The following is a 14,050-nucleotide window of genomic DNA, read 5'->3' on the forward strand; positions in this document are numbered from 1 at the left end:
TAAAGTCGCCCGTTAAGTTCTCCAGTTAGGGTCGGAGCGTACCCAGTTTAAGTTTTCCGCTTAGAGCCGGAACGTACTCAGTTTAAGTTTTCCACTTAGGGCAGGAATGCTCCCAACATCTATAATATAACACTGGGATATACAGGCGTCAAGGGTTAAATTTTCTGCCACACTTCATTTTTAGGATATTCCCGTAAGCAAGATGAGACAACCTGAGCAGTTTGCCTGGACTGTGCAGGAATAAAGCAGCTTCTTTACCCTCTTCCGCCGTTTAAGACTGCGAACAGCGGAGGACAGATTTTTTTCAGCAGGATTCCAAAGCCTGTTCCAAGCGCGACGACCAGAACCGAGACTCCGAAATATTCCGCCATGCAAAAAAATGTGTTTGTCATCGGAAGAATTTTGCGCCAAAAGGCTTGAATGCAGTTAAGCAAGAATGGCATATGGATTGCAAAGAGCCAGAACGAGAATCCCGCAAGATATTTTGCCACCGCGAACACCTTTTCGTTTGAAACGATAGCTGCGGAAAATTTCAAGAGGACAAGGCAGAAAACTGCGACCATGAACCAGTACGCGCACGAATATTCGCCGTAGAATTTCCAGGTTGCAAGCCACAACGCAAGGTAAAGCGGAATCAGTGCCTTCCATTTTATTCTGTCCGCAAATGCAAAAAGGTCGAATCCGGATTCCGCCCAAAAAAGTCCTATTATATAGAAGAAAAGCGCCTGAGCTGCCACAAAGAACGGCCGAGTGTCCGAAAAATAAAAGAACGACACCGCCAAAAGAGCGCACACAGGAAATTTCCGCACGGCAAGACGAAGAACCGGGGAAATCAAAATCAGAATGAAAAGGTCACGCACAAACCAGAACTGACCGACATATCCGCTGAACGTCCGTCCTTCCGCCATGTTCTCATATCCGAAAAACGCATGAAGCCAGCCTTTTACGCCCCACCCGCTCATCGGAAACCAGTTCTTCCGCTCAATCATCGCAGGAAAAACCGCCTGAATCAAAAGCTTGAAGCCGACGTAAATGCCGATGTTCAGAAGCGGCCACAGAAAATACGGAACAACAAGAGACTTCGCCTTTTTCTTGAGCAGAACGCTGTAAGAGTCGCCTTTCATGAACTGCAAATATGAGGCGAACATAAAAAAAAGCGGAACTGCGCACCTTGCGATTCCATCCGAAATAAAAATCTGCACCCAGCGTCCGAAAAGTCCGTTTTTGTAGTCAAACGGCGTGTATCCGTACTCAAGCGCGCCTTTCAAGATTTCTTCCGCCTTAAAATTGTTGTGGATAAAAACAACCAGCACAATCAGAAGAAAACGCAGCGCGGTTATGCGCATTGAAGTTTGTGCAGGAATCGGCTTTGCCTTTTCAGTCTTTTCGTTTTTAAACATGGAATTTTCCTCTCGTAAAATGAAAATTGTTTATTGCCAATCATAAAATAAACTATTTTCCATTTATATCATTTAAATAAACTAAATTCCACTATTAAATGCAAAATAGCAAAAATTCCATAATGATAAAAACATGAATTCTTTTTGGGACAATGTGGCGGTGGAGCTTGAGTATCTTGGAATGACAAACAAGGCGCTCGCCGAAAAAGTGGGAATTACCGCGTCGAACATCGGCAAGGGGCAGAAGCAAGGCTCAAGTCCGTCAGCGGAGACAGCAGTAAAAATCGCAAAAGTGCTCGGCGTTTCGGTGGAATATCTTGTTACAGGAAGCCAGCCGTCCGACAAAAGTTCCCACAGCGCGGAAAACGAAAACCAGATTCATTTTTTAAGGAAATACCACGACCTGATAGAAAAATGCGAGAATTTGCCGCAGGAAAAAGTGCGGCTTTTAACGGAAGTTGCGGAGGGATTTGGGAGATAGAAAGATGTTGCGGTTCATACGTGCAATATTTTACACTAAAATTACCAAGGCAATTGCAATGATAACGTACCAAATATGCATGACTTTTCTTGGAATAGCTCCAATAGTAAAAAGAATACATATTTTACCCCTCCAAAAGCATGATATATACGTGTTTTGGTGTAACGCGCAGTCATAAAACATAAAATTGGAAGTCATATTCCGCAAAGAAATTATCACATAGGAAGCAACAAGATTTCATATTATGCAAAAGAGGAGCGAGCGGCTCCTCTTTTTTTATGCTACTCTGCGCCGGTAACGAGCTTCTTGTGGGTTCCGTCAAGATTAAGGTTGAACGGAAAATTCGCTGTCAGAACCTCCACCTTGCTGTGCACCTGGGCGGCGCGACTTGTCATCGGGCAGTGCATCCTGATTTCCGCAGTATGCCATCCGTGCGAGGCTATGCTCTCGTTCAGGCTTTTGTTGCGGTAAGAGCTTAGAAGAAATTTTCCCTTTATTTCCTCCAGCAGAGAGAGCAGGCTGTCACCGTCCTGCGCTTTTTCTATCAGATTTCCGAGCTTCCGTTTTTCAGGTCTTTTCGTTCCGCTCACAGTCTCCTGAACAAACACGATGTTCCGCAGCCTGTGGAATTTGCAGTAGCGTCTTATCTCCAGCCTCTGATTCTCAAGCGTCTGCTTGCCTGTGCTCACGCGGATATAGCCATAAACCATTTTCTTCACCTCTTTGATTTATAGCGTTTATCTGATATTTAGTAAATATTTTTATTCAAAATAAAAATCATCAAAAAAATCGGGCGTTTTGAGTAAGCAGGAGCAGAGCATAAAATCGCATGGGCATTCAGCAAGTTTTTCTGGCAATACACAAAATGGTGAAGTATATCTTAATAACAATGTGAATGGCGGTTCTCCTATAGGCTCTTGTTCGGGTGTATTCTCTAGCATAGGCTCTTCAGGAATAAACTTGGATTCAGGCGGATGGTCGTCAAGACCATCTGGATTTAGACTTTCCATAACTCCGTCTGGTTCTGTAAGCATTGGTGATACAGGCGACAAAGAAACACGTCCCGATAACTACACCATAAGAATTTGGAAGAGAACGGCTTAGGCTGTTCGCTTCCAGATTCTAATAGTATAGTTTTCTGGTCTATTTTCCGTGCTTCCTGTTTTGTCTGTAGTACCGCTGAATGTATGTGTATGACTGCCGCTTGAACTTGTGTACTGGTCAAACATTTTCTGACCGCTGTCATAGGCTGTGGTATATCCACCGGGCGTGTTATTGGTGTTGTTAACCTGAAAACAATGCGAGTGAGAGCCATTCTCAGATGTATTGCCTGAAAATAAATGCAAGTGCTCTTGTATGCTCTGTTCCTGCTTACTCAAAACGCCCGATTTTTCTATAAAGGCTGCCGCGTTTCCGCCTGACGCCCGGAAGAACGCACCGTCATAGGAGATTTCCTGCCACTTTGTGCATATATACAAATCCTGCGGAGCTGTCTGCTGCGGAAACTGGACATAGACATCGTCTATTCTTGGACACGACAATCCTTCCCACGCCTTTCCGTTCCAGATGACGCTTTGAATCTGCCCGGCTTTCAATGTCGAGTCCGCGCCTCTGGCTGTTGTTCCCCTAATCGCATGGTCATGCTGTGTCGAGTTTATAATCTTGACCTGAACTCCAGTATAAGAGCCTGCGCCGAGCGTGAGTATGCATGGAGCTGACGCGTTTATGACCACCGTCTTGTCATAACCAATGCTGCCTGTATCGTATGAGTCAGTTACAGAAACAAGAGTTCCGCCCTGAGTCTCAAATCTCTTTGTAACGGCGTTCCATACGGCGAAAGCTCCGTGCTGCATATCGGACTCCTCGGCGCGTGTGGCGAGAGGCTGGGTATCGTCAGCGTCTCCGACCCGGGCAGTTCCGTTTCTGTCGAAGCCGAGAACTCCGTTCGTCTTTCCGTCATACAGCGTAGCGACAAGCCCTGCAAGCTCGCCCTCCGCAAGAGCCGCGACAGCTCCTTCCCTGAGATGGATTTTGTCATTTTTGGTGTACACATCTTCTGCATGGGTAACCTTATTCGAACCTTTCTGTATGATGTCGCCCAGAACATTGAGCTTCTTGAACTCCACAATGCCGTTGACTATGTCGTCAATCTCTTTCTTCCGGGCGATGTCGTCCTCCTCTGAAGGAGCGGCGACTTTAGCTCGTCCGCTGCCGTCACGCTTTACAGCCTTGTCCGCATCCGCGCTGACAGTAAAGAGCCTTGAAAGCTGGTCGGCATTTTTATTGTCAGCCTCGCTTCCAAGATGAGAAATCAGGCTGTTCAGGTTGTCGATGATAAGATTGAAAGTGTCCGCGTCAAGATAGCTTGGCGGCACATCTGGATTTGAGAAGTCTCCGTTTGTGAATTTTCCTTCTGCGTTCACTCCTGGAAACCTAACTGTCTTTCCAAAAACTGTTATTTCTTTGTTCTCAGGATACATTCCTGCCATAGCCTAGTCTCCGTATATAAAAAATATTGTCTGGTTTGCAAGCATAGCCCGCCGGATTGCAGCCTCAAAACCTTCTTTTGAGCCTTCAGGAACAGAGGCGTGCATAAACACGACCCACAGACCCGCAATGCCTGACATATATGACGCGCCGAACTGCGCATGACCGAAGGCGGCTGGAGTGTAGGGAATCTCCCATCGGAGGATTGTTCCGCCGTAGGTGTCTGCAATGGCTCTTGCGATGCTGATATTCATTCCGCCAAGACGCTGTATATGCAGAAGAGAGCGTCTCTGCTCAAGAGACAGACCTTCGTTCTCATAGCCGAAATAGACACGCTCCCAGTCGCCTATGGTTTCATCGGCGGAATCTGGAAATGACTCGCGCTGAAGCTGGTTTATGCGCCTGCGGAATTCAGCAATCGTCTTGGCGCGGGCTTTGCACACAAGGGACACATCGCTGCTCTCATCTTTAAGGAGATTGTCCCAGTATTCTCCCTTCGGAAATAGCTTCTTCAGCGGCTCTATGTAGTCTGTCCATTCGCTGTCTTTTATGACCATGACACCTCTCCTAAAACTGGGTACTGAAGAACAGTCGTTGAGACTTCTCCTCCAGGAAGAGAAAGCATGGCTTTTGAGATTGTCACTCCGTCTGTTATCGCTGACTGCAAAGTCGCCTGTGTTATTGTGCAGCCGGGTTCAGCCTTTGCGTTCAGATATACTTTCAGCCTTTGAAGCACAAGGTTTCTATTCGACACAGTGTCCTCTCCCTCAAAAAGATGAATTGTCGGCTTTATCTCAACAAGTTCTGGAGTAGCGACCGTAAAAATAACGCAGGGCGCATACTGCTCAATGTAGGACTGTATCTTGGCGAGGTCGTGAACCTGCTCGATGCCGTCAATCTGGTTTCCATGTATGCACTGGATAAGAAGCGAGCCGAACACTCCGAAATTTGGAATTTCAAACGCCTTTGTCACTTCGCTTGATGAGTCTGCCGCCCATGAGGAAAAGTCGCCCGGCTTTCCGTAGCGCGTCGTGTTCCGCAGAGCGGTCTGGACACGCGCCAAGTACTCCTCGTCGGTCTCGCTGTCCACTCCGCCTGCAATGCCGCTCTCTGAAACTTTCGCGGATGAGTCCAGTCCTGCGGTTAAGGCGGAAACTACAGAAAGCCTGCTTCCGGCGTCAAGGTTCGACTCTGTGCCGGACTCCTCCGCTGTAACCCAGACTTCGGCAGAGCCTGTTTCTCCTATTGTGTATGAGCGGCTTGTGTAGTAGCGTTTTCCTGATTCTGAAGAGTAGACAAGCCCTTTCGGAACTGAAGAGCCGGGAACGCCGCTCTGAATAGCCTTTCCTGTAGCCGCGCTTGCGTAAAGAGGCGGAACTCTGTCCGACCAGTGCGCGCGCAGGTACTCACCGCTTGCAGTGTCGGGAAAAATCTGCCCGGAAAGAAATGACAGGTCTCCAAGCAGCTGGTGGACATCTCCGCCCTCTGTATAGGCAAGGACTTTCATAAGGTTGTATCTTGGGGTCTTGTCGAGCGGCTTCAGGAGGCTCATGTAGTTAGAGTATGTCCTGTCTAAAAGCGACTGCAATGTCTCGCGCTCAAACGCCATTCCACACCTCCCTCATTCTCATTGCTCTGCCGTCGGGACGCACAACAGTTACACAGTATGCAATCCTGTAGCGTCCCTGCTGCTCTACGGCGCATTCAATTTTTGATGCAAGCCCGTCGTCAACAATCCACTGCACGCTGTCAAGAATCATCTGCCGCATATTTTCTGCTGTGTCCGGCGTGATTTTTCCTGCAAGCCTGAGCTTCCACAGCTCAGAGCCGAAATTCTTGTCAGCCCACCATCTGCCCTTGTCAGTTCCTATGCTCATAAGGACAAGCTCGCGGATGTCAAGCCAGTTCTCAATTTTTCCGGAAGTCATTTTCCGTCTCCTTTGCCGTGCAAGACCTTGTCGCTCTCAATGTTTGAAAAATCTTCTTTTTGGATGACTGCTGAAAGAGCGGCGGCGATTCCGGCTTTGAAGGTTTCACCTCCGTCCATTTTTGCGGTGGGAGAGCTTTTCAGTGCCATGTACACTGCGTCAAGCCGGGCTGTCATGACCGAAAGCTGCTTCTTAAGCTCCTGCGCGACAATGACACCGCCGTTTTCTGTTCCGTTGGCTTCAACAGTTCCGTCGTCGCGGCAGACAATAAAAGAGCCGCCGGAAGAATAGACTGCCACGTCTCCGTCATTTAGAGCGGGCGCGTCTTCCACGCTTTCGGCAGGAAGAATGCGTACCGCGTCAAGGCTTCCTCCTGCGCAGAGAACTGTTATGTCTCCTTTTTTTGCCTTTGCTGTGAATCCGTACGGAAACGCCTCTGAAAGGTTGTCGATAGTGCGGTTGTATGCTGTCCTGACCTGAACAGTTCCGTCATCATTTCTTTTGATGAGCTGGGCAGGCTGGAACAAATTCCTTATTCTTGATGTGATTTCCCCAAAATTCAACGGTATGCCTCTGGCTTGACTAGCGTAACATCGCAGGATAGCGACTTGCTGTCAGCAGAGTACTCCACCTGCGATATGAGCATATTAGCATTCATATTGCAGGACGGTATTTTAACAGGGATTAAAAGATTGACTTCCCAGAAGATTTCCTTGTGGTATGTTCCGCCGAGCTTTCTTATCTGCTCCTCGGTCAGTCCCCAGCCGCTGAGAGTGCAGGTTATTTTGTCCTCGCGGCGGCGGAGCATCTCCGTCTTTGCGCGTCGGTCGAGCTTCTCCTGGTCGATTATGAATTCTGAAAGGTTTATCGTGAGCTTCCGTTTGTTCGGGCAGGTGCTGTCGATTGCCCTGCCGACTTTCGAGCTGCAGTTCACAATGTACTCATGGAACTGCTCGGCTCCGCTCTCGCTTCTTCTTGGATGGCGGACATTGACGCCTTCCTCGATTGCGAAGCCCCAGCTGCATGAGCTTCTTGCAGGCTGCTCGATATAGAGACCTCCGAGCTGGTTCGATGTTATTATGAAGCCCTGCGCGTCAGCCACAGTAAGCAGCTTTGCCCAGGGACTCTCGTTTTCCCATGAAAAGGAGAACACTGGCTTAGTGATGTCTCCATTGCTTGTCGGAAGGCAGATTACATCCTTTTCCTCGAACCCGAACTCCCCGGCAATCTGCCTTAGAACAGTGAGCAGCGTGGGCGAGCCTAGAATTGTGTCGCTCCACTTGCTGTCAATTATATCGCGTGCCGCGCTTCGTCCTGTGACGATTATTCCGTGGGAGGCTTTCTCTGTCTCCTCGTCCACCTCGTCAATGTAGACTGTCGTTACAGGGTGGAATCCGTATTCTCCGCCGTAGCTGTCGCGTCCTTCTGTTATGTATCTGCTCAGGTAGCGGACTTGAAAAATTCCGTGCTTATGCACAAGGCTTCTTTCTGACGAGGGAATCTCAATTTCCGCATAGTGGCAGATTTCGTCCAGCGACTTTCTGACCATCACGCGCCTGTATGAGATGTCAACATATTTTCTTGTCCTTGAGTTCCAAACAGCGACTGAGACTTCAGACATACACAATCTCTCCTTTGATTAGGAACGAGTCCGCAACGGAATTAAGGGAGCGGATTCTTTCCGCGTCGCAGCCAAGATACACAGCAAGCTCAAGCAGCGGCATCTCGTTTCTTATTGTGCGCCTTATCTCGGTGTCGTGGCTGAATGAAAGCAGCATCTCGGCGCATGACACGCGGCATTCCTCGATTGCGGCGAACAAGCCGGAGTCCTCTTTTGAAATCGAATCCTCCAGCTTTTCAAGCAGCTTCCAAAGTCCGCTCTGGCTTTGATAGGTTTCAGAGCCGGAGTCCATTCTGGTCAGAAGCTGGGCGCATACGCCGAATGCGGTGGCTTTGTAAAGATTCTCGGCAGCCGCAGATGTGCTGAACTGCTGCTCTGTTATTGCCTCCTCATCGAGCGTGTAGCTGGAAGCCGCAAGGAACTGCATGAGCACATTTTTCTCATTCCGTGATATGAGCGATTCCATTACGGATTCCTGCTTCTCTCTTGAAAGAGTGCTTGACGTTGCAGGACTGCTGGAATTTCCGCTGCCGGAATCGTCATCATCTCCCATAAAATACGAGGCAGCCTCGTTTGCCGCGTTCTTTATTTCCATGATTCCTGAAACAATGCCGAACGTGGCGTTTACGAATGCCTGCGCAAGGGAACGCGGAATCATGACCGCCTGCGCTATAAGGTTTGTTATGCCCATGACTTTGTTGGTCATCGCGTTCAGAGTGTTCACGCTTCCCTGAATTCTGCCGACAACCGACTGGAGCTTTGAGGCAAGCTTTCCGAAAGACCGGGACAGCGTGGCAATATCCATTGATTTCTCCACAGCTGCGGCAAACGCGGACACTGCCGCTGATTTCAGGTTGTCAACTGCGCCGTCTATATTCAGCGAAGCCAGATTTTTAGACGCTGCGTCAAATCGGCTTGAGTCAGAGTAGCCTGCGCGCTTGAACTCAAACGAGAACTCAGACATTCCAGTTTTTGTCTTGTCCTCGTCAATGTCCCATGACTCAACGACTACCTTGAACCGTCCCCAGAGAGGAAGGTCGAGAAAGCCGGGGTTGTCGTCGTCTGTTTCAGTCTGCAACGCCGTTACCAGCCTTGAACGCTGCTCTATGAACTTTTCTCCGATGAGGTGTCCTTTTATCCGTATTGTGTGCGGCTTTTCTCCGAGCCTTGTGTTTGACCAGAAGCCGTATGGATATTCAGCCGTGTCGATATTCTGTCCGCCTCCGAGCGATATGGAGTCGTATGCAAAGGCGACAGGCTCTCCGCCCGGGGACTGGTATGAAGTGAGGCGCGGTGTGTCCGAATTCTGTCCGTAAGCCTCGCGCCATGAGCCGCTGTATGTTCTAGGCAAGGAAGAGTCAAAACTGACCGCCGCTTTTGATGTGCTCATATCATGCTCCTCGCCTCGACAGCAGAGCCTGTGTTCACCCGGATATTCCGCGATGTGTTGCGCGAAGTCTCCGCTGTGAACATTGTCCGCTTGTCTGTAAGTGTAAGATTAAGATTGACATCTGCCTGTCCTGCAATTTCCGCGCTAGCTCCATGCCACTGTGAGCCGCCTGCCGTATACTGGCTTGTGATTTCAGGTGGAAGAGTTTCCGCCGGAATTGCATTCTCTGGAATTTGATTTTCTGTTTCAACGTCCTTTTCCATAGCACCGCCGATTGTCTCGCCGAGCTTCCGTCCTGCCATTCCGCCGAGCTTAGTGCCGACTAGACCGACAATTCCTCCTACGATAAGCCCTGCGGCAGTTCCAAGTCCCGGTATAATCGAGCCGACAGCAGCTCCTGCCGCTGCTCCGGCGGCTATTCCTCCTGCGCCTCCAATGGCAGCTCCGGCTATAGAGCCAGCCGCGTCTCCGACCGCGCCGCCTTTTGCCGACGCTTTCTGTTTTTTGCTTAATGTCTCGTCCGCATTGATAGACTCAATTTCTTCTCTTGCGCGCGGAACGGCAACAAGAGCCTCTCCGATACCGGCGGCGGCTCCTGCGCCCATATACAGAGCTTTCGGCACTCCCTTCAAGGCAAGGCTTGTAGCTCCGCCCATTTTTTGAAATACTTTTCCCTGCGAGCCGCTGTTCAGATAAGTCCCTGACGTCTGTCCTAACGGTGTCTTTCCTGCTGGCTTCTGTTTTCCAGCCGCGCCCGGATTCGGAAACGGAGATGCTCCCGGCTTTCCGCCCCAGTTTGTGACATAGACAGGCATTCCTGCGCCGCCCATGCCGGAGCCGATTTTTATATTGCCACTGCCTTTAAAGCTTTTAAAAGCGGAGACTAGATTCATGACAGCCGCAGCTCCTTTTGAGACGCCAATCAAGGCTATTCCGGCTGCTATTGTCTTGAATACCAGGCTGTAGCGTTCCGGCTTTTCCGCTAAATAGTTAAGCAAGTCGGCAAGCTGCTTCAAAGGCTTTGCAAGACCTGAGTCTGCGAACCTTACAAATGCTGTCCGAACCTGCTGCAGATTCGCGGCGAGAGTGCTAGCCATTGTAGCGGACTTGCTCTCCATTGCTCCTGTCGTGTCGCCCAACTCCATGAGCTTCGGATACATATCCTTGTAGAAGTTGCCGTATGCGCGGATTGCCTGCATCGAGCTTTGCCCGAAAATGCTTCCAAGAAAATCAGTGTTTCCGACCTTCTCTGAAATTTTGAGCAGGTCTGCCATGATGTCGTTGAAGTCGCGGAACTTGCCGGACTCGTCGCGGACGCGCACTCCGATAGCCATGAGCTTCGCCTGCTTGTCAGGGCTGCTTAGCTCAGCCATTGCGGAGCCGAGAGCTGTGACGGCAATCTCTGCGCTCTTTGTGCCCATCATAATAATCTGCATCGCGGCGTTGGCTCTTTTAATGTCGTCAGGAGCAGTTCCGATTGGAGAGTATGCGGAAATTACAGCAGAGCCAGCCTTCGCGAATTCACCGAATGTGAAAGCTCCCTGGTCTCCCTGCTTGACCATGTCGTCCATCAGCTTTGATATTTGGTCGGCTGTATACCCGAACTTCTGAAATTCTGAGAATACAGAGCCGATGGAAGAGCCTTGCTCGCCGGTCGCCTGAATTGCTATCGCGATGTTGCGGATATTGTCCTCAACATATTTCAGGTCGCCTGTCTTTGTCATTACGACATCGAGCGCGTCGTTTATGCTTGTCGTGTCTATTTTTATGTTTGAGTCCGAAGCCGCGTCAAAAACTTTCTGCTTCAGAGCTGCAATCTGCTCTGCGGACGCGTCGGCTGTCAGCCCGATTCGTGTAAGCCTGTTGTCAAGGCTGATTATCTCCTTTGTGGCGGCTCCGACTGAAAGCGACACTCCAAGCGCGCCTGCCGCTGTTCCAAGACCTGAAAAAGCCTTGTCTATGCCCTTGACGGCGAAAGCCGCTTTTGACGCGAACGTCTCTACACCAGAGCCGGCGTTTTTTATTCCCTGAGAGAACTTGTCCTTCAGAGAGAGCAGTACGCCCGCTTTTATCTCGCTCATTTATGTCCTCTCAGTCGTTTTGTCTTTTCGTGCCAGAAACTTAGTTCAGACCAGGAAAAGCCCATGGCTGTCTCGTAGCTTATTCCGGGAAGGACAGCCATAAGGTCTACAACCATGTCAGAGACAATGTCCTGGGCTTCCCTGATTGTCAGGAATTCTCCTCTGCGCTTTCTGTTTCCAAGTCCGGCTCTGTTTTTTTTTCAGTTCTTATGCCGAAAAACCTGTACCAGACTTTTTGAAGCTCAAGGCGGATAACAGCCCAGTCATCGATGTCAATTGCCTGGACAATCGCCTCCGGCTCGCCTGAAAGGGCTGAGCATAACGCCTGGTCTGCTCCGACGCTGCTGGCATCGTGTCCGTCCGTACCGAGAAAATCACGTACTTTAGGACGGTGGAATTTCAGCTCTGTTATTGTCCGCTCGCCGACTGTGACAGGTCTTTTCAATGTGTACTCAAATACGAATTCCATGCTATCTCCTTAGACCAGTTTTTGGCTTTTTGCCGAATGGTACTCTATGTCGTACTCGCCCTTGCCAAGCTCGCCCATGTCCGTTGTCCAGGCATTCGGCATTACGTGCTGGCTTCCGTTCGCGGTGAAAATCGTAAGCGTGTCGTCCGATGTGTCGAATGTCTGAGGGTCTATTGACGCGTTGAGCTTTAGCTTAAGCTCCGCGTGTGTCGGAGTCTCGACATAGCCTGTGTTTTCAGGCTGCTCCGCGTCCTGCGTTTCTCTCTTGTGTCCAGACGGCTTGAAAGTTCCGCCGTCAGCCTTTATGGGCAGCTCCCCGAACTCTGAGGAAACCACCCGGATAACCTTGCTTAGTCCTGCCATTTTTTTCTCCTGTTACTGGAACTGGTTCAAGCCTGCTCCGACATAGAACTGTCCGATAAGCACTGGACGGTGTCTGTATTCAAGCCGTGTCTTGGAGCCTGTCTTCAGCTCCACAATTATTGAATTCTTGTATGCCTCGAAGTCCTGGCACCATTGCACTCCCTGAATGAAATGCGACTGGTAGACCTCGGCAAGAAAGCTTCTCCAGACGCCGGTTGTCATAACCTTTGCGCCTGCTCCGAAATTTTCTTCCGTGCGCGCGAGCTTCCATGCTCTGAAGCGTTTCCTTGAAAGCTGGTTGATGTATGTGCGGATTGCGGAAACTGTCTCAACCACCTGAATGTCAAGATAGCTGGTGTCCCGCGCGCCGTCAGAATTTTCCGTATAGCTTGTAACCGCCCGCTCAACAAGGAGCGTTCCTGAAGAATCCACGCGGTACGTGCAGATTCCGTTCTCAAGAAGCGTCTGCCTGTCGCTGAAGCTGAGCTCATCCGCCTCAAGGTCATCGATTTCAATGTCGGTGGTCGGGACAGCTGGGTCGTCTGCAAGGCGGCGTGAGAGAACAGCGCACCAAGCGGCAGCCCAGAAAGCCGGGTGCTGCGGAGAGTTTCCGCGCGGCAAAAGAATTATGTGCGGACAGTTGACTGTCTGCGCTGAGCACAGCATCGTGCCTTCCGTGGAAACATCTCCAAGCTCTCCAGAAAGGGCTATGAAGCATCGTCCGTCAATCTGCCGGAGAGCCGTGTATCTGTCGTCCAGCTCGCAAGCCGTCGCCTTTATATTCTTTGCGTCTGAGAATTCGCTCGCGATATAGTGGTAGCGCGTGGCTCCAAGATTTTTCAGCGGAGTCTCGATTTCAGGAGAGAGAGTTCCGGGAACAGCTTCCTGCGCAGTTATAGAAACTCCGCTTGCGGCTGATGAAATCGAGACAGTGTTGTAGTTTCCTGTAATGCCCTTGACGGCGGAAGCGAGCCTGACCGAGATTCTGTTGCTCTCGCTGTCTTCAACTACCTCCGCCTCGACAGGGCAGTTGTCTTTTCCGTTGACCGAGGCGACAATTGCAGCCGCCACATCTCCTGCGCCCGCTCCGTCATAAACCGCCGCGTAAAGCTCTGTTCCGTTTACAGTGATTTTCACGTTTCCTGCGGATGCGTCGGATGCCTCAATCTGAAAATTTCTGCTCCATTTTGTGCCTGCTTCCGGCTCTGCGACAGGAAGCACCCAAAGCTCCTCGGTTGTGTTGTGGTTCAGGAATTCCGCCGCCATGATTGCGGCAGGGCTTCCGTTTCCGAAAAGGATTCTCGCCTTGTCCGCGCTACGAACCTGCACGGCTTTTCCAGCCTGCGCAGTTCCAGAAGCCGCCATTGTGCTTATCATCAGTGCGCGCTTTACATCGCTAGCAGTTCCTGCAAGCGAGTTGTCGATTTCCTGATACATACCCGGAACAAGCAGGGCTTCAGGAATTTCAGTGAATGGGATTGCCATTTACACCTCCATGTCAGTGATTGAGCCGACCGCCCGTTCCCCGGTTTCGAGAGTTCCGTCCGCGCCTTCAAATATTTCAAGCTCATCGTCAAGGGCGATGCTTCCTTCCGGAATTTGCGCCGCCCTGACATTCCATGTCCAGGAAACCGCCCACATTGAAATGTTTATGCTGTCGAGCGTTCCTGTGTATAAATTTTCAGCCTCGATGTCCGAGACATCAGTGGCATTATAGACTGAATTGTCTGGTATGCTTCTTATAACAGGGATTAAAAGGGATATGTGCTTAAGGGCAGAGTCATAGATTCTGTCCTTGTTGTCAGCCCTTGCAAGAACCCAGCTTATGAA

General features: G+C 50.2%; 15 protein-coding genes and 1 pseudogene. 2 read left to right on the plus strand and 14 right to left on the minus strand.

Annotated features, from left to right (window positions below; genetic code table 11):
• Positions 1-254: 254 nt before the first annotated feature.
• Positions 255-1,400, minus strand: a complete 1,146-nt coding sequence (locus B3209_RS00750; RefSeq protein WP_296663518.1) for an acyltransferase family protein — start codon at positions 1,398-1,400, stop codon at positions 255-257.
• Positions 1,401-1,533: 133 nt separating this feature from the next.
• Between B3209_RS00750 and B3209_RS00755 the strand changes: the two genes are divergently transcribed.
• The gene (locus tag B3209_RS00755; protein WP_296663521.1) at positions 1,534-1,881 is read left to right on the plus strand and encodes a helix-turn-helix domain-containing protein; all 348 of its coding nucleotides are present in this window, start codon (positions 1,534-1,536) and stop codon (positions 1,879-1,881) included.
• A 281-nt stretch (positions 1,882-2,162) separates the two neighbouring features.
• Here B3209_RS00755 and B3209_RS00760 read toward each other — a convergent pair whose 3' ends face one another.
• Positions 2,163-2,591 (minus strand): recombinase family protein, encoded by a 429-nt coding sequence (locus tag B3209_RS00760; protein ID WP_296689383.1) that lies wholly within the window; start codon positions 2,589-2,591, stop codon positions 2,163-2,165.
• Between the two features lie 88 nt (positions 2,592-2,679).
• Here B3209_RS00760 and B3209_RS00765 point away from each other — a divergent pair, with 88 nt between their 5' ends.
• The gene (locus B3209_RS00765; protein ID WP_296689386.1) at positions 2,680-2,985 is read left to right on the plus strand and encodes a hypothetical protein; all 306 of its coding nucleotides are present in this window, start codon (positions 2,680-2,682) and stop codon (positions 2,983-2,985) included.
• Here B3209_RS00765 and B3209_RS00770 read toward each other — a convergent pair.
• The 12 genes and pseudogenes from B3209_RS00770 to B3209_RS00825 all read right to left on the minus strand — a co-directional run.
• Positions 2,982-4,370 (minus strand): hypothetical protein, encoded by a 1,389-nt coding sequence (locus tag B3209_RS00770; protein ID WP_296689387.1) that lies wholly within the window; start codon positions 4,368-4,370, stop codon positions 2,982-2,984. The genes B3209_RS00765 and B3209_RS00770 overlap by 4 nt on opposite strands.
• 3 nt (positions 4,371-4,373) lie before the next feature.
• Positions 4,374-4,925, minus strand: coding sequence for a hypothetical protein (locus B3209_RS00775; RefSeq protein ID WP_296689389.1), 552 nt, complete (start codon positions 4,923-4,925; stop codon positions 4,374-4,376).
• Entirely contained in the window at positions 4,916-5,977 is a 1,062-nt protein-coding gene (locus tag B3209_RS00780) for a baseplate J/gp47 family protein (RefSeq protein WP_296689391.1), read from the minus strand. Before B3209_RS00780 ends, B3209_RS00775 begins: the two co-directional genes overlap by 10 nt.
• Positions 5,967-6,296: a phage GP46 family protein gene (locus tag B3209_RS00785; RefSeq protein ID WP_296689393.1), complete on the minus strand. Its 330-nt coding sequence runs from the start codon at positions 6,294-6,296 to the stop codon at positions 5,967-5,969. The genes B3209_RS00780 and B3209_RS00785 overlap by 11 nt, the downstream gene beginning before the upstream one ends.
• On the minus strand, positions 6,293-6,859 hold the full coding sequence (locus B3209_RS00790) for a hypothetical protein (RefSeq protein WP_296689395.1): 567 nt from the start codon (positions 6,857-6,859) through the stop codon (positions 6,293-6,295). The genes B3209_RS00785 and B3209_RS00790 overlap by 4 nt, the downstream gene beginning before the upstream one ends.
• The gene (locus B3209_RS00795; protein ID WP_296689396.1) at positions 6,856-7,917 is read right to left on the minus strand and encodes a hypothetical protein; all 1,062 of its coding nucleotides are present in this window, start codon (positions 7,915-7,917) and stop codon (positions 6,856-6,858) included. Before B3209_RS00795 ends, B3209_RS00790 begins: the two co-directional genes overlap by 4 nt.
• Positions 7,910-9,307 (minus strand): DNA circularization N-terminal domain-containing protein, encoded by a 1,398-nt coding sequence (locus B3209_RS00800; RefSeq protein ID WP_296689397.1) that lies wholly within the window; start codon positions 9,305-9,307, stop codon positions 7,910-7,912. Before B3209_RS00800 ends, B3209_RS00795 begins: the two co-directional genes overlap by 8 nt.
• Positions 9,304-11,388 carry a phage tail tape measure protein gene (locus B3209_RS00805; protein WP_296689400.1) on the minus strand — a complete coding sequence of 695 codons (2,085 nt, stop codon included), beginning with the start codon at positions 11,386-11,388 and terminating at the stop codon, positions 9,304-9,306. Before B3209_RS00805 ends, B3209_RS00800 begins: the two co-directional genes overlap by 4 nt.
• Before the next feature lie 148 nt (positions 11,389-11,536).
• Entirely contained in the window at positions 11,537-11,857 is a 321-nt protein-coding gene (locus B3209_RS00810) for a phage tail assembly protein (protein WP_296689403.1), read from the minus strand.
• A 9-nt stretch (positions 11,858-11,866) separates the two neighbouring features.
• Entirely contained in the window at positions 11,867-12,220 is a 354-nt protein-coding gene (locus B3209_RS00815; RefSeq protein ID WP_296689405.1) for a phage tail tube protein, read from the minus strand.
• Between the two features lie 12 nt (positions 12,221-12,232).
• Positions 12,233-13,705: a phage tail sheath subtilisin-like domain-containing protein gene (locus tag B3209_RS00820; RefSeq protein ID WP_296689407.1), complete on the minus strand. Its 1,473-nt coding sequence runs from the start codon at positions 13,703-13,705 to the stop codon at positions 12,233-12,235.
• Positions 13,706-14,050 (minus strand): annotated as a pseudogene (locus B3209_RS00825) (hypothetical protein); the annotation flags it as partial.

This window comes from Treponema sp. UBA6852, assembly GCA_002449305.1.
In the GTDB taxonomy this organism is placed as follows: Bacteria; Spirochaetota; Spirochaetia; order Treponematales; family Treponemataceae; genus Treponema_D.